The sequence below is a fragment of the Bacteroidales bacterium genome, assembly GCA_016707785.1.
Classification (GTDB): domain Bacteria; phylum Bacteroidota; class Bacteroidia; order Bacteroidales; family UBA4417; genus UBA4417.
Genome location: JADJGZ010000037.1, coordinates 1 through 16469, shown reverse-complemented (window position 1 = coordinate 16469; position 16469 = coordinate 1). Strand labels below are relative to the sequence as shown.

The 16469-nt window shown below is 42.0% G+C and carries 13 protein-coding genes; 5 read left to right on the top strand and 8 right to left on the bottom strand.

Features of this window, described 5'->3' with window-relative positions; genetic code table 11:
* The first annotated feature begins 312 nt into the window (after positions 1–312).
* Positions 313–1953, top strand: a complete 1641-nt coding sequence (locus tag IPH84_16525) for a CotH kinase family protein (protein MBK7174793.1) — start codon at positions 313–315, stop codon at positions 1951–1953.
* Positions 1954–2020: 67 nt separating this feature from the next.
* Here IPH84_16525 and thrH read toward each other — a convergent pair whose 3' ends face one another.
* The 4 genes from thrH to IPH84_16505 all read right to left on the bottom strand — a co-directional run bounded on the left by thrH (position 2021) and on the right by IPH84_16505 (position 6287).
* On the bottom strand, positions 2021–2635 hold the full coding sequence (gene thrH / locus IPH84_16520; GenBank protein ID MBK7174792.1) for a bifunctional phosphoserine phosphatase/homoserine phosphotransferase ThrH: 615 nt from the start codon (positions 2633–2635) through the stop codon (positions 2021–2023).
* Positions 2636–2644: 9 nt separating this feature from the next.
* The gene (gene thrC, locus IPH84_16515; protein MBK7174791.1) at positions 2645–3994 is read right to left on the bottom strand and encodes a threonine synthase; all 1350 of its coding nucleotides are present in this window, start codon (positions 3992–3994) and stop codon (positions 2645–2647) included.
* A gap of 2 nt (positions 3995–3996) precedes the next feature.
* Positions 3997–5460: an O-acetylhomoserine aminocarboxypropyltransferase/cysteine synthase gene (locus IPH84_16510; GenBank protein ID MBK7174790.1), complete on the bottom strand. Its 1464-nt coding sequence runs from the start codon at positions 5458–5460 to the stop codon at positions 3997–3999.
* A 164-nt stretch (positions 5461–5624) separates the two neighbouring features.
* Complete coding sequence (locus IPH84_16505; GenBank protein ID MBK7174789.1) at positions 5625–6287, bottom strand: YceI family protein; 663 nt, start codon at positions 6285–6287, stop codon at positions 5625–5627.
* 236 nt (positions 6288–6523) lie between these two features.
* Here IPH84_16505 and IPH84_16500 point away from each other — a divergent pair, with 236 nt between their 5' ends.
* Together IPH84_16500 and IPH84_16495 are read left to right on the top strand one after the other, a co-directional pair.
* A complete protein-coding gene (locus IPH84_16500; GenBank protein MBK7174788.1) occupies positions 6524–8053 on the top strand; it encodes a T9SS type A sorting domain-containing protein in 1530 nt (509 codons plus the stop codon).
* Positions 8054–8506: 453 nt separating this feature from the next.
* Positions 8507–9817 (top strand): T9SS type A sorting domain-containing protein, encoded by a 1311-nt coding sequence (locus tag IPH84_16495; protein MBK7174787.1) that lies wholly within the window; start codon positions 8507–8509, stop codon positions 9815–9817.
* A gap of 249 nt (positions 9818–10066) precedes the next feature.
* On the opposite strand, the gene IPH84_16490 is transcribed toward IPH84_16495, so the two are convergent.
* Together IPH84_16490 and IPH84_16485 are read right to left on the bottom strand one after the other, a co-directional pair.
* Positions 10067–11551, bottom strand: coding sequence for a T9SS type A sorting domain-containing protein (locus tag IPH84_16490; GenBank protein ID MBK7174786.1), 1485 nt, complete (start codon positions 11549–11551; stop codon positions 10067–10069).
* Positions 11512–11763, bottom strand: coding sequence for a hypothetical protein (locus tag IPH84_16485; GenBank protein ID MBK7174785.1), 252 nt, complete (start codon positions 11761–11763; stop codon positions 11512–11514). The genes IPH84_16490 and IPH84_16485 overlap by 40 nt, the downstream gene beginning before the upstream one ends.
* A gap of 215 nt (positions 11764–11978) precedes the next feature.
* On the opposite strand from IPH84_16485, the gene IPH84_16480 reads away from it, so the two are divergent.
* Positions 11979–13112 carry a T9SS type A sorting domain-containing protein gene (locus tag IPH84_16480; protein ID MBK7174784.1) on the top strand — a complete coding sequence of 378 codons (1134 nt, stop codon included), beginning with the start codon at positions 11979–11981 and terminating at the stop codon, positions 13110–13112.
* Positions 13113–13170: 58 nt separating this feature from the next.
* Entirely contained in the window at positions 13171–13941 is a 771-nt protein-coding gene (locus IPH84_16475; protein MBK7174783.1) for a T9SS type A sorting domain-containing protein, read from the top strand.
* Between the two features lie 59 nt (positions 13942–14000).
* Here the strand turns inward: IPH84_16475 and IPH84_16470 are convergent, their stop codons facing one another.
* On the bottom strand, positions 14001–15338 hold the full coding sequence (locus IPH84_16470; protein ID MBK7174782.1) for a methionine adenosyltransferase: 1338 nt from the start codon (positions 15336–15338) through the stop codon (positions 14001–14003).
* A 206-nt stretch (positions 15339–15544) separates the two neighbouring features.
* Positions 15545–16450: a gliding motility-associated ABC transporter ATP-binding subunit GldA gene (gene gldA, locus IPH84_16465; protein MBK7174781.1), complete on the bottom strand. Its 906-nt coding sequence runs from the start codon at positions 16448–16450 to the stop codon at positions 15545–15547.
* Between the last annotated feature and the right edge of the window lie 19 nt (positions 16451–16469).

Genomic DNA, 16469 nt, shown 5'->3' with positions numbered 1-16469 from the left:
CCGGCATATTATTCGATTAATATAGGAACCTCAAAGTGCCATTTGTGATACCAATTTCTGAGTTGTAGGTTGCATCAACATCACACATCCTGATGATATTGAAGCGGAAGTTAACTTGATAGCTCCTGATTTGAACCCTGGTAATCCTTACTTCCCAGGAAATGGGGGTGCGGGTGATAACTCATATACAAATATTTTTTTGGACGACAGGACCACTGTCTATATTTCCGTAGGCAGGTTCGCATCTTTACTGGTACGTTCAGACCTAATGAAATTTGGGCAGTGGAATAATGGCCAGCTTGCCAATGGAATATGGAAGTTATATGTCCTCGGATAATTGTCCGGAAACTTACTTCTGGCACTTTGATCAACTGGAGTTTAACTTTTGGCAGCGATGCCACCGGTCCTGATGCTACATTTACGTCATCAGAACTTCCAATCGTAATGCTAAATACCAATGGCCAGTTTATTCCAAACGAACCCAAGATTCCTGCCGGGTTAAAAATTATCAATAATGGCCCGGGAATACGCAACTATATTACGGACCCACCCCAGTTCGAAGGATATTCAGGTGTAGAAAGGCGTGGTTCTACGGCACTATATTGGCCCAAAAAAAGCTATGGGCTCGAAACCTGGGATGCATTAGGTAACGATATAGATACCACCCTCCTCGGCATGCCCTCGGAAGAAGATTGGATCCTGAATGCCGGGTTCCCTGATAAATCATTAATCCGGAATGTGATGGCTTACCAGCTATGGCAAAACCTGGGGCATTATGCCACCCGCTACCAATTCGTCGAGCTCGTGATCAACGGGCAATATAAAGGTGTTTACATTTTTTCGGAAAAGATAAAACGCAACAAAAACCGGGTAAAGATTGCAAAGCTGGATCCTGATGATAACGCAGGCGACAGCCTTACCGGGGGGTATATTATCAAGATCGACAAAAGCTCCGGCTCCGGAGGATTCGGATGGACTTCTCAATACTGGCCTACAGCGCATCCTTGGGGGCAGACAATCTATTTCCAGTATGAATATCCTGATGAGATTGCAATTACTTCACAGCAGAAATTATACCTTATGGATTATGTGGATGACTTTGAAACTGCATTGCATGGTCCAAATTTCGCCGATACCGCATTGGGCTTCCGAAAATATGCCATCGAAAGTACGTTTATTGACTATTTCCTTGTAAACGAAATCAGTAAGAATGTGGATGCATACCGCTGCAGTACTTTCCTTCACAAGCAACGCGACAGTAAGGGAGATAAGATCAGGATGGGTCCGGTATGGGATTATGACCTTGCCTGGCATAATGCCAATTTCTGCGGAGGGGATGTAACCACAGGCTGGGCTTACCAGTTCCCCTGTCCTCAAGATCCCTGGCAGGTACCCTTCTGGTGGAGCAAACTGCTTACAGATACCCTCTATGCCAGTCACCTGAAATGCCGTTGGCAATACCTCCGGCAGAATATACTGAGCAATGACTGGTTCGATAATTATATTGACAGCACTGCTGCTCAGCTTGACGAATCTCAACAACGAAATTTCGCAACCTGGCCCGTATTGGGCATTTACCTGTGGCCCAATCCCTGGCCCTTTCCCACTACTTATCAGGGTGAGATCAACAACTTAAAAAACTGGCTGCACAACCGCCTTGCCTGGCTCGATGCAAATATGCCCGGAACATGCTATACTACTGCACTTGAAAATGTAAACAATGCCGTTGGAGTAATGAAGATATATCCTAACCCTGCAACAAGTCGAATCAGCGTTGAAACTCCAATAACAGGTTCCTTAAGCATCATGAACCTGGGAGGCCAGGTAATGTTTCAACAAGAAATCATTGCAGAAAGAACTACTATTGAAATTGGCTCCCTGCCAGTTGGAATATATATTGTAAAAGTGGTCGGAGAATGTAGTGTACTGGTTGCCAAATTTACCAGACAGTAAAATCATTTTAGAATTCCGCGTTAATCTGTGTCCGTCATTTGATGGATACGTATCGTCCGCTTTCCATTTAACGCTCAAATACTGCCAGTGATTCTGCAATCAAAGCTTTTAAATCAGGATAATTTGTTGTCACCGGGAAATTGGGGTAATCATCAACTACCTTCTGAGGCGGACGGAAGAAAATCCCCTGGTCTGCCTGCTGTATCATACCCATATCATTGTAAGAATCACCAATTCCAATGACTTTATATTGAAGGCTTTGGAAGGCTTGCACAACTTTCCTTTTTGGATCCTCTTGTCTTAACTTATATCCTGTAATCATTCCACGGTCATCAATAATTAGGTTATGGCAGAAGACCAGAGGTTTTCCAAGTTTCTGAATGAAAGGCATAGCAAATTCTACGAAACTGTCTGTGACAATAATTGCCTGGGATAAATCACGGACCTGATCGAAAAAATCCCTGGCACCTTCAAGAAGATCGAGAGAAGAAATCACCTCCTGGATTAATTTTAAGGAAATGCTATGTTCTTCAAGGATCGCAATCCGGTATTTCATCAGCTTGTCATAGTCAGGTTCATCACGCGTGGTTATTTTCAGGGCATCGATGCCGGTCTTCTTTGCTACATTAACCCAAATCTCAGGAGTGAAAACCCCTTCCATGTCGAAACAAACAATATTCATGTGTTTTTTTTATCTGTAATGACTTAACAAATGATCCTTAAATTCCTGGTATTCAGTTCCCATGGATAGATATGATTCCTTTTTTAACTCAATTCCTTCCAGGCTTGCAGGTAAAGGAGGATCAAAACCCAGCAGCCTGTTAATTTCAGCAGGGAACTTGGCGGGATGCGCTGTTTCAAGAGAAACACAAGGGATGTTTTCAAGACCTGGATGTTGACCCAGGAATTCCTGTAAGCCAGCCCAGCCAACAGCCCCATGAGGTTCAAGAAGCAGTTTATGCTGATTCCATGCGAGTTGTATTGTTTCCCGGGTCTTTTTATCATTGATGGAAACTGGCCATATTTCCTCATTCATTTTTTGCAAATCTGCCTGTTGATGAATGATCCCGGTTTCATTCATCATTCCTCCATATAAGGAAATAAGACGTGTCAGGTTGCTGGGATGACCCACATTCATCGCACTGGAAATACAATTCCTGGAAGGTTCAATTTTGGAATAGGTACCCGTTCGCAGGTAATTTGGGAATTCATCATTCTCATTGACGGCAATTACAAATTTTTTAACTGGTAGCCCCATCTTCATCGCCAGCACTCCTCCCATCATATCCCCGAAATTACCTGAGGGCACAGCAAAAATCATGCTTTCGCCCGGATTGGTCAATCGGGACCAGGCATAGAAATAATAAACAGATTGTGGGATCAGCCTTCCAATGTTTATAGAATTTGCTGAGGAAAGGTTCAGATGGTTCAGTTCCTGATCTGCAAAGGCTTTTTTTACCAAAGCCTGGCAATCATCAAATTTGCCATCCATGGAAATGATTTCAATATTATTTCCAAGTGTGGTCATCTGTTTTCGCTGTCGGGCAGTCACTTCATCCTTTGGAAAGAGAACTACGACTTTGATGCGATTGAGCCCCAGGAATGCATGTGATACTGCACTACCTGTGTCACCGGAAGTTGCTGTAAGGATGAGCAGATGGCGATCTGATAATTCCAGGTAATAGTTCATGAGCCTGCCCATCATACGTGCCGCAAAATCCTTGAAGGATGCCGTTGGGCCCTGATCCAGGCGCATGACATATTGTCTTCCTGCAACATTTTCAAGCGGGACCTCAAAATTATAGGCATCTTTCGTGAGTAGTCCCAGGATATCCCGGGGTATCTGGCCGTCCATGTATTTCCAGAGAATGGAGGCCGCCAATTCAGGATATTCCATCTCCCTGAAGCGGTTCAATTCATCCAGGCTTAGCTGTGGGATGAATTCCGGCATATATAATCCCCGGTCTGGTGCCTGTCCTTGTAATAGCGCATCAGGAAAGCTGATCCTGGGAGATATGTTATTCGTAGAAAAATAAAGCATGCTTATCTTAATTTTGCTGAGGAGGCACCTCCTGCTGAGTATTCTGGTGAAGTAGCTATGACTTTTTTACCTTTCAGACTTTCCAGGGCTTGTTCAAGGTCATTTATAACATCCTGCGGATGTTCCCCGCCAACACACAACCGAATAAGGTTATCAGGGATATTGGCAAGTTTCCTGCCTTCTTCTCCTTGCTGGGAATGGGTGCTGATGGCAGGAATCGTTGCAACAGATTTGATTCTTCCTAAGTCTGTAGCACGATATATTCTTTGGAATGCATCAAAAACCTGCCGTGTGGCTTTTGCCCCGCCTTTTACCCTGAATGACATCAGGTGACCATATCTGTTCACCTTCTTCCCATATAAGGCATCAAATTCAGAATCGACAAGGTACATATACCTCGAAGCCAGTTCATGAAGTGGATGTGATTCCAGTCCCAGGTAATCTACGCCTTCAATTGCAGGATGTTTTTCAAGGTACTCTGCAATAACCTGAGTGGAGCGGCAGACTAAATCCATTCTTGAACGGATAGTTCTGATATCGCTTAATGCAAGAACTGCATTCATTGGGGAAATATTTGGGCCATTGTCCCTGTTAGGCAGCAATTTGAGATAAGTGCAGAAATCAGCTTTCATTTCATCATTGTCGATATTGGAAATGATGTTTTTACGTGAAATCACAGCTCCGCAAATGGAAAAACCACTTGATGCAAGCGACTTGGTAACACTCTGAACCACAATGTCGGCACCATGCTGAATAGGTCGCAATAAAGCGGGTGTTGCAACCGTAGAGTCAATGATCAGCGGTAGCCCATATTTATGAGCCAGTTCGGCTACTTTCTCCAGGTCGAAAAATGCCTGTGAGGGATTACTAGGCATTTCACCATAAAGGAAACGGGTATTCTCATCAATCAGCTTTTCCCAGTCATCAATAATATTTGAGTTGCAAACCCTTCTCCATTCAATTCCCTTTTCTTTCTCTTTCCGGATAGCAAACTGCTGAAATGTGCCTCCATAAACCTGGCATGTTGCAACAAAATTCATGCTGGCACCAGGCCTTTTGGGATCGATCACGAGGAAAGGGTCAACAGCACTTTGTATGGCAGCCATGCCGGACGCAGTTCCAATACAAGAGGTTTCCAAACCGGAACCATAACCTTCAAGTAAAGCCAGAACTCCTTCATAATAATACATGCTGGGATTTGCAATCCTGGAATAACACCAGGTGGGAATCTGGTAGCTTAAGGCTGCTTCCATTTCATCCGAGTCTCGGTATCCCTGTGAAGTGGCCATGTAAACAGGTTCAATCAATGCTCCCTGGTTAAAATCCAGGGCTTCCTGCATCGAATAGATTCCGTGAACGGCAATGGTATCAAACCGGCACTTACGCATCTCTTCCAGATGATTTTTGTGCCATTCCATGGAGCGCTTACCGGCTTCCACATAAAAATTGACTCCCTTAGTGTCCATACAAAAAGATATTATTTGGTTAAATCTGGTTGTAGCGAATATAGGAAATAATTAATATGCATCCTGGTAAGATTTGTCAAAAAAAAAGAGGCGGAAAATGATTCCCGCCTCGAAGATGATAGATTTCCAGGGCTATCATTGCCTGGAATCTGAAAAGATGTTTATTACACTGGTTTTTTCCCGACAATCGTTATTGCCAGGGAAAATTCATCATTGATGAAATCATCCTTGAGTCCTTCAATAAACTTATTTGATTTGTATTTGATTTCAAAATCAGTGCGGTCTACTGAGAAAGGTGGTGTTTTACCGCTGGCAGTTGCTCCGTCCGATTGAATATCGGCACCAAAGGAGATACTCTTGGTGATATTTTTAATGGTAAGGTTTCCACTGAGTGTATAGGCTGGAGAGCCGGTCTTGTTCTTAACGATGCGTGTTATCACAAATTTTCCTTCTGAATGGTTGTCCACATCAAAAAAATCTGCTGAACGAAGGTGACCGGTAAGCTTTCCATTCATGTCCGGATCTTCAAGGTCTAGTACCTTAATACTCTGCATATCGATGATGAATTCACCACCAACAGGGATACCTTCACTAAGATAAAGCGCCCCCGATTTAATGTTTAGTGTACCGTTATGCTGGCCGGTGGGTTTGTAACCAATCCATTCAACCATACTGCCGGAAGGATCGATATTAAATTGATCGGCACCTTCGGTATTTGCGACAATAGTGTCGGCTTCTGTTACTTTTGCTTTATCTCCTTTAGGTCCTGCGCAGGATACAAATACAGCCAAACCCAGGATAGCAATATACATTACGATGTTTTTCATAGAGATTTGTTATTGATTTTTAATAATATATAACAGGAAGTTGTTAAGAATTGTTCGACAAAGATTAAACAAAATTTGTGATGATAGATTCTTGATGCTATCACAAAGCATTTTCAATATTAAAATATTGTGGGGTAGCTTTTGGATATAAAAATTGTATGCAGGGAGAATAATTTAATCCGGATGGCTGTAAATTTGTATAACAGACCCAGGATAGCAGGTAGAATTTATTCTCTATGAGAAAAGTATATCTTTTTTTGTTCCTGATCCTCTGTTCAGGTATCTCGGCAAAAGGCCAGGGATGCCTTCCTATGGGTATCTCATTCAACTCCCAAATGGCGATCGATAGCTTTTCGTCCTATTATCCAAGCTGCAGCTGGATTGAGGGTTATGTTACCATAAACGGAAGCAATATCACTAACCTTAACGGGTTGAACGTTCTGGATTCAATCAGTGGTAATTTGCTGATCATCACCAATCAAAACTTATCCTCACTTGCTGGTTTGGATCATCTCCAATCGGTGAGGGGATCGCTCACTATCACAGGAAACCCAATGCTGATAAGCCTGGCAGCATTGGAAAATCTGACTTATACCGGGCGTGGACTTGTGATTGCTGATAACGACCAACTCATTGATTTGCAAGGGTTGCAGGGTTTGAAATCGTTGAAGGAAGATCTTATCATTGTATTAAATGATGTACTAGTAAACCTGACCGGATTAGGAGAAGTTGAAACCATCCTTAATTCAATGTGGATAAAAGATAATCTATCAATGGTTGACTTTTCCGGATTGGAAAAGCTCTATGCGGTGGGCAATGATGTTGCGATTGAAAAAAACAATTCACTATTAGGATTCAATGGATTGGATCACCTCGAATCGATAGGAGGGAACCTTACGATCGCTGGAAATCCTTCACTAATTAACCTTAAGGGATTGGAAAATCTTACTTCTGTCAGGAAGAACATTGATATAGGCACCCAAAATAATGGCAATTCCCGACTTTTAAATACTGATGGATTGCAGGGTCTGACTACACTCCCAGGTTACCTCATGATACAATCAAACGATGCACTGGTTTCGCTTTATGGCCTGGATAACCTTCAAACTGTCCGGGGTGATCTTGGTATCGCTTACAATGACTCACTTTCAACACTCTCTGGATTAGGTAAGCTAAACTCTGTTGAGGGGAGTTTCTGGATTACTAACAATTCATCCCTTACCAGCCTGGAGGCACTTGATTCACTCCAGGATCTTGGCCCCAGTTTGTTTATTCAGTTCAATCCTTTGTTATTATCCCTTGAAGGGCTTGAAAATGTTAATGCTGCTTCCCTGGGTTACCTGAACATCTCTTTTAATAATTCATTGTCTTCCTGTGATGTTAAGAGTATCTGTGATTACCTTGCCGTTCCGCTGGCCTCTGCAGATATCAGCAAAAATGCTTCGGGCTGCAATAACCGGGGAGAAGTGGAAACAGCCTGTGCCTATAGCGTTGAAGAAGCGGAGAATTCAGTTGAATTGAGTATTTATCCAAATCCATGCAACTCTCATGCTACCCTGACTTTTCAACTTCGGGAAAAGAAGAACGTCAGAATTGAAATTCATTCTCCCATCGGACAGACAATTCTTCTCATTTCGGAAAAACAATTCCCGGCAGGTGTTCAGAAGGCTGAATGGGATACCTCAGGGATGCCAGCAGGTATTTACTTTGTGCGCTTCACAGCAGGGGAAGATGTGGGAATAAGAAAGATCATTGTATTAAAGTGAGCATTCATAGTGCGGATTATAAGTGTTTAATCGTGAGACTTGCTAATTCCAATCCCGAAATTGACAGAGCAGCAAAAAACAACTGCTACTGATCTAATCTGATACAAACTGCCTGCTGTAGAAGTTTTCTCAAGTATACTCTCACTTTTAGGACTGAGAATCAAAATAAGTTGTTTTTTCGTAATTAGCCTTCGACCGATATCTGTCCCCCTTCTTGATGAAGGATAGCCATCTCAAATTGGATGAAAGTCACCCTCCTGCTAACCTTCCCACCAATGGCTACATTTACTATCGGAATCTGGCTTCATCCTACAGAAGAAATACCCTATACCAACTATAGGATTTCAAATGCTTACATTCTAAAGTACTTATGATTGCAAATTAATCAAATAGCAGTATATCAATGGATTAAGCTAATATGAAATTTATGAAAACCAATAACTGTTTCCTAATATGAAAAGGGTTATCCTTTTGACCATAGTTGTGATATTCGGTTTAGCATCAGGAATATCCCAGAGCTGTCTTCCAGAGGGTATTTCCTTCAGCACGCAAGCCCAGATTGATGGTTTTCATATCGATTACCCGGGATGTACTCAAATTGAAGGGGATGTAACGATCTCAGGTTCAGACATTGAAAATCTGGATGGCTTAAATGTATTAATATCTGTTAACGGAAACCTAAAGATAAAATCGAATATAATTTTAAGTGAATTGTCAGGTCTGCAGAACCTGGAGTATCTGGGCGGTGACCTGCGCATTGAGCAAAATAATGTACTTGAAAATCTTCAGGGGCTCAACAACCTGGTAAACATAAACGGTGATCTGATCATCGGGGATATTGAACTGGGACCTTATCCTTACAGCACTGGAAATCCCTTACTCACCAGTTTGACCGGACTGAACAATCTTGCATCCATTGAGGGGAGCTTAAAGTTATGCGGCAATTACTCCCTTACTTCCCTTTCAGGACTTGAAAACCTCACATATATATCGGAAAATCTGCAGGTTGGAGGCATTGAGTTTGTATATGGTTTCACCTTTGGGAATCCATTACTGTTAAATTTACAAGGACTGACACGATTATCTGCCATTGGCGGAGGCCTGTTCATAGCCGGAAACAGTAACCTTGCCAATCTATCCGGCCTGGATTCTCTAACCTCTGTTAGCCAGAATTGCTGGTTCGACTGGAATGAATCTCTGGCAACCCTGCAGGGAATAAACCAGCTTGGATCTATCGGAGGAAGCCTTTTTATCCGCTGGAATAATGCACTGAAAAACATCAGTAGCCTCGAAAATATCGCAACCCATTCCATTCAGGATCTTGAAATCAGATACAACGATTCTCTTGCTGAATGCAATATAAAAAGTATATGTGAATACCTGGCAAGCCCTGGCGCAGTAGTTACCATCGATTACAATGCCAATGGCTGCAACAGCCCTGATGAGGTGGAAGAAGCTTGTGAATCAATGGGGCTTAAACCCTTATTATACAACTGGCATTTGGCAGTTGGTTTTTTCCCGAACCCCTTCTGTAATTCCATCACTATGGAATACGAATTGGTGAAGTGTGCAAGAACCCATCTGATTGTTTACGATTTTCTGGGAAAGGAAATGGCAACATTGGTAAATGGACTTCAACCTAAAGGTCAACACTTGTTGCAATGGGATGCCACAAACTTACCTGAGGGAATATATTTTTATCATTTACAGGTAGAAGACCAGATCCTGACTGGAAAGCTGGTAAAGTTTCAGGCGATGCACTAATGTGATGTAGAGTTTTACAGCTGTCGGTTGTAATAACCATTAACATTCATATAGATTTTCAACTTTGATCCGTTTCTTCAACAAATAAATAAAATTGTTTTCTCGCTGATTTACACAGAATTTGTGAAAATCAGCGAATCCATCTTCGCGATCAACTAATTAACTTCTTTGTCGGAAAGAAATGATTAAAGATAAAAAAACAGCCTCCACTGGAGGCTGTTTCAAAAAATCGTGAAGACTGCATTAAGTTTATTTTACAGTCAGTTTCTGATTGAATAAGCGGTCTCCGGCTTTCAGCTGAATGTTATAAATGCCTGGAACCAGGTTAGTGCAATCCAGCATTATTTCATTCTTTCCGGCTGGGTATTCCTGAGCCTGGAATTTCCTGGCAACACTACCCTGGAGGTTGAATACATTTATCTCAATTATCTCAGGTTTGGCATTTTCAAATTTTAAGGTAGCTAATCCTGAAACAGGGTTAGGGTAAACTGAAAGGGTGAAAGGGTTAAGGTTTTCAACCATTCCTACACCCGAAGGGGAATAGAATTGAGTGCTTTCCTGGCTTCCAAAATCAGTTCCTGTTCTTATAGTCATACTTCCACTTTTCAACTGGTAGTAACCAAAACCACTGGCTGTTCCGCAGCAAACACCATTTCCTCCGGCATCGTAAATGGTAAACTGGTAGCAGGTCCCAAAGCCAAGAGGAATACTTTCTGTATAAACATGTGTTGCTTGTGTGTAAGGTCCCCCTGATGCAAGTGTATTGCCGAGGTTATCTGAAATAATCCAGGTAGTCTCTTCCGGGTAATTGTCGGTTTTAATGTTCAAGGTTATGGTTGAACCGGTTTGCATAGCAGCATTGAAGTTTTGACGGATCGTGTCGTTTTTTGCGTAGTTATCTCCAACAGAATTGGTCCCGTCAGTATACACAGTCAGTACATTCGAATTAGCAAGGCTGAAATTGAAAGCAGGCAACTGGACAGTTGCAGTTTCAAGGAAATCAAGGTTACCGGTCCATTGATGGGTTGCAGGTGTGCCATTATTCACCATGTAATGGAAAGTAAGAGAGGTTAGGGGCTCTGTTCCATTATTCCTGATCTTAACAGTGGGGGATAAGCTGCTTACACAATAGGTAGGAAGCATTCCAATCAAAGTAGATACTTCCACATCATTGGCATACACTCCTGTAATGGGAGTTGGGGAAGTGAGGGCAGACTGATGCACCGTTTTGGTTTGTTTGTTCTGAACAAAACCGGTAACGCTGAGTTCACTCATTGATGTAATACTTGCCAGTTTCCATGCCTGTTGAATGATAAAATAATCACCGGCGGCATAAGAGGAGGAAAGTGTGGTTCCGTTATGTGTAGGAAGCATTTTACGCATCACATTATAGAATTCTTTCTCACCATTGGAACCTGGTGCAGTATTATAATGAATATGCTTTTCCAGAACCACCAGGTGGGCTACCAATTGTCCGCTGACTGCCTGAGTACATTTACCCAGCATGGTTACATAAATGGAGTCACTGGCAGGTGAAAGACTATGATTAATATATAGTTCAAAAGGGGCCGGAACTGCATATTCATTGTTGATCATGGTCTGTGTAACATTTGCCGGGGCTCCTGCATAACTGCCTCCGGTAACTGTTGCTCCATCCATAACACAGGAAGGAACAAAGTTAAATCCATAAAATCCTATTCTGCCTTGGTTTTCTGTAGGATTAACCAGGTACATCGGGTCATTGGGTCCTGGATAATTCCAATGGTAAGTAACGTAAGTGCATTTGAAGTATTGGCAGCCATTAAAGCTTGAAAGGCTGGGTTCTGTGCTGCACAAGGCCCGCAACTGGCATTCGTAAACTCCTCAACAATAACATATCGCTGTGTTTGTGCGAATGTAAAGGTTGCCATAATTATGACCAGGAAAGAAAGTAGTAGCTTTTTCATGTTTGAGGTCGTTGAGGATTGATTTTACAAATATCTGCAATAATACAATCAGTTTTATGTTTCTGAGAGTCAGGCTTCAACTTTTTAAAAATTATTTATAAGTTTTCAGTTGGTTATTAAATTGCTGCTATCTTTGTGAAAAGAAAATTGATAATTCCTTTTCATCAAGGGTAAATATCTTGATAATCAGTCTGTCAAAAAAAATCCTACTTAATATGAAACATCTCTTACTCACTTTACTTTCCCTCGTCATACTGAGTGCTATTACTGCACAACCTGCACTGCAGATCTTTGACCAATTCGATAATGATGTTACCGGGAAAACCATCACAGTATATTCCAATAATCCCCTGGTTGACCTCATGGAGAGCCACCTCAAGGTTTACAATTCCGGAGATACAGACCTTAATGTTTTTGTCCGCAGGATCAACAATACAGCTGCAACCAATTCTTCCAATGCATTCTGCTTTGGGATTAACTGCTATCCTCCAACCACCGACACTTCTCAGGTCGAAACTCCTATCCAGGTGGGTATTATGAATACAACATTTATCGGGGACTACTATCCTAGCCAGGCAAGAGGTATTTCTTCAGTTACTTACGAGTTTTACGATAATACAACTACTGCCAATAAAGTAGCGGCTTCTGTTACTATTTTATATGCTGTATCCGATGTAATTGATATCCTTGATGAAGAAGGACATATCGTGAATAACTCCACCATCGTGGTTTCCAGTAACGATACCAGCATGGCAGCTTACTTTGATGCAAAGGTTAAAGTGAGAAACAACTCCAGCTCCGACCTGTTCATGTATGCCAGGCGTATCCAGAATTCAGTTGTTCCCGGAACCACAAATACTTTCTGCTATGGTGTTTGTTATCCTCCCTTTATCGATACATCATTCGTAGTGGTAACCATCCCCGGTGGAGGTATCGACAGCAATTTTGTTGCCGATTATACCCCGGCAGGAAATGCAGGAGCCACTTCTCTATCCTATGAATTTTATGATAACTATACGTTGGGAGAACCCACCGCCGCAAGCTTTACTGTTATCTTCAACCTTAGTGGGGTGGGAATGCCAGAAAATAAAGGCCTGTCCTTCAGCGAGCCTACTCCTAATCCGGCTGCCTCTTTTACTGTTTTCAATTTCGATCTGCCTGCTTCAGTTAGATCGGCTTACCTAAGCATCAGGAGTATTTCAGGTTCTGAAGTCGAACAAATCATGCTCGACAGGGAATCAGGAAAAGCCATTGTGCACACAGCCGCACTGCCTGCCGGACTATACCTGTATTCACTGGTGACCGATGGTAAGGTAAACTTTACAAAGAAACTCCTGGTTCGTCATTAAAATTCACTGTTCTTAGGTGAATTATCCCTGCTGCATTATCACATGTAATTATCTGCATATGAAAACAGGAATCCTGCAAGTTGCCATTTTCTTTTTCTGTATGTTCTGGTTTTTAATTCCTAAGGCATCAGGACAGGAACTGCTTTTGCTGGATGTTAATGATGGAAATCGTGTGGTAAATGATGGGGTTATCAATGTTTCAACCACCGACCTATCCACGCTGGAGCTTTCGGCCCATCTCAAAATAGTTAATCAGACCGATAAGGCTTTGGCAGTTTTTATGAGAAAAATCATTCATTTCCAGGTGGATAGTACCTCTAATTATTTCTGCCTGAACCCCAGGTGCTGGCCTAATGCTGATTCTACTGACATTGCTGACTCCATTGCTTCCGGAGCCACCGACAGCACTTTTGTTACTCATTATGATCATTTTTTTGTGTATGAAAAGCCGATACCTCCGGGTTTGACATCTATAACCTATCTTTTCTACGATTATACCACTCTCGACCATCCTGTAGAAGCTCAGGTTACAATGAATTATTGGGTTAGTGGTGTTGGTGTAGATGAATGGAAGCCTTCTTCCCTTTACCTTTTCCCTATTCCTGCGGCTCAGAAGGTCTTGATAGGGTCCAGGCGTTCAACTTCACCCAATATTCAAAGAGTATCATTGATAGACTCCTTCGGCAGACACTTCACTCCAAAAATGGTGATGGCAGGTGAAGGGAGAGTTGAACTTGATGTCTCCAATATGCCAGCGGGAGTGTACTTTTTGCACGCAATAACCAATAAACATGAAGTCTTAACAAGCAAACTTCTGATTCAGCATTGATGAAACAGAAATAAAAAAGCCGGGCATTTATCCCGGCTTTTCAGAATGTTATCTTTTGGTTAAAGTCCGAATTCTTTCTTAATCATTTCCACTGCATCAAGTTTCTCCCAACCAAAGAATTGCACTTCTTTATAATAACGATCAGCACCGTTTACTTTAGCGGTGCGGGTGGCGCCATTCTTATTATAAACTTCAACTTCAGCCATATAATGATCGCGGCCAAAATGGCCATACGAGGCGGTTCTTCCAAAAATCGGGTTCTTAAGTCCGAAACGTTGTACAATAGCATAGGGGCGGAGGTCAAAAATCTTCTTTACTCTTTCTGCAATTTGTCCATCGGCAAGTTTCTTTCCATCTTTACCTTTAACCTTACCGGTTCTATAGGTATTTACGAATACTCCTACCGGTTCTGCAATGCCAATGGCATAGGCAACCTGCACAAGGACTTCATCGGCCACACCTGCAGCAACAAGGTTCTTGGCAATATGACGGGCTGCATAAGCAGCTGACCGGTCAACCTTTGAAGAGTCTTTTCCTGAGAAAGCACCACCACCGTGGGCACCTTTTCCACCATAAGTATCTACAATAATCTTACGCCCGGTTAAGCCTGTATCTCCATGGGGGCCACCAATGACAAATTTACCTGTCGGGTTGACAAATAATTTGAAGTCATTTTTGAATAATTTCTTGATTCTGGGTGGAAGTGTCCTTTTTACCCTTGGAATAAGAATATTCAGAACATCTTCACGAATCTTATCCTGCATGGCCTTTTCAGCAGCTTTGTAATCCTTATCAGTGGTTCCTTTTGCCAGCACAAATTCATCATGCTGTGTTGATACAACAATGGTATCAATCCTTAAGGGAACATTGTTATCACTGTACTCTACAGTAACCTGCGATTTGCTGTCGGGCCTGAGGTATTTCATCTTTTTACCTTCCTTGCGGATGGCGGCGAGCTCCTGTAAAAGGATATGGGATAATTCAATCGCCAGTGGCATATAATTATCCATTTCATTGTTGGCATAGCCAAACATCATTCCCTGGTCACCGGCACCCTGTTCTTCAGGATTCTTATTGTCAACACCCTGGAAAATATCATCCGACTGCTCATGGATGGTGGAAATTACACCGCAGGAATTATTATCAAAACGATATTCAGCTTGTGTGTAACCGATTTTTTCGATCGTTTCACGAACTACTTTTTGAATATCAACATAGCCATTAGTCCTGACTTCACCGCTACACACAACAAGGCCGGTAGTAACCAGGGTTTCACATGCAACTTTTGAATCCGGGTCAAAGCGTAAAAATTCATCAAGCAGGGCATCAGATATCTGATCCGCAACTTTATCAGGGTGTCCTTCCGAAACACTTTCAGAGGTGAATAAGTATCCCATCTATTTGATTTTTAGGGGTTAACAAAAATGATTGGTGAAATAAGATGAACAGGAATAAACATATTCATCACATTCCACTATAACTATCAATCAAAGCTTTTAGTGAAAGTAATACACAAAAGTACATTTTTTTGAATAAAACTTGTTCCAAAACAGGACAAGCTACCAAATATGATGTTAAGATGAGATGAGAAGTGTCCAGCTTTTTATCGGGTAAGTTGTTGGAATACCTCTTCAAGGCGCTGCTCTTCCCTGTGAAGTTCTAATAAGGTTAATCCCGCTTCTTTTACAACTTTATTAATTTCAGGCCTGATATCCTGACCAGGATGTGCCTGCAATTTCCAGGTAGTTTCGTTTACTTTTGTTACAGAAGCAACTCCAGGAATGGAAGCTAAAAGCTTTTCCCTCACCGGACTGCCAAATTCAACAGTAACGATATCTTTCGACTTACTGAATGACAGGTTAGATGTAAGGTCGTCAGCAACCAGTTTACCCTGGTGTATTATGATAACCCGGTTACAGATGGCTTCTACCTCCTGCATAATATGCGTGGAAAGCATTACGGTTTTCTCTTTGCCAATCTCTTTGATCAGGTTGCGGATTTCAAGCAATTGATTGGGGTCTAACCCGGAAGTAGGCTCATCAAGTATCAACACTTCAGGATCATGAATGAGAGCTTGTGCCAGTCCGACCCTTTGCCTGTATCCTTTCGATAACATCACAATTTTTTTATGCTGTTCAGGACCCAGACCGGTCATATCAATAATATCAGAAACTCTTTTCTTTCCCTGTTTTCCAAGTTTATGAATACCTGAAATAAACTCAAGGTATTCCCGGATATACATATCAAGGTACAAAGGGTTATTCTCAGGAAGATAACCAATTCTTTTCTTTACCTGCTCTTCTTCGGTAGTAATATCAAAGCCTTCCACAAAGGCATCCCCGGAGGAAGCAGGGATATAGCAGGAGAGTATCTTCATCAAAGTAGACTTCCCGGCTCCATTAGGGCCTAATAATCCCACGACTTCTCCCTTGTCAATATTGATGCTGATTTTATCAAGCACCAGTTGTGTTCCATAGAATTTAGTAATCCCGACGGTTTTGATAGACATGTAATCCTTATTTAATTGC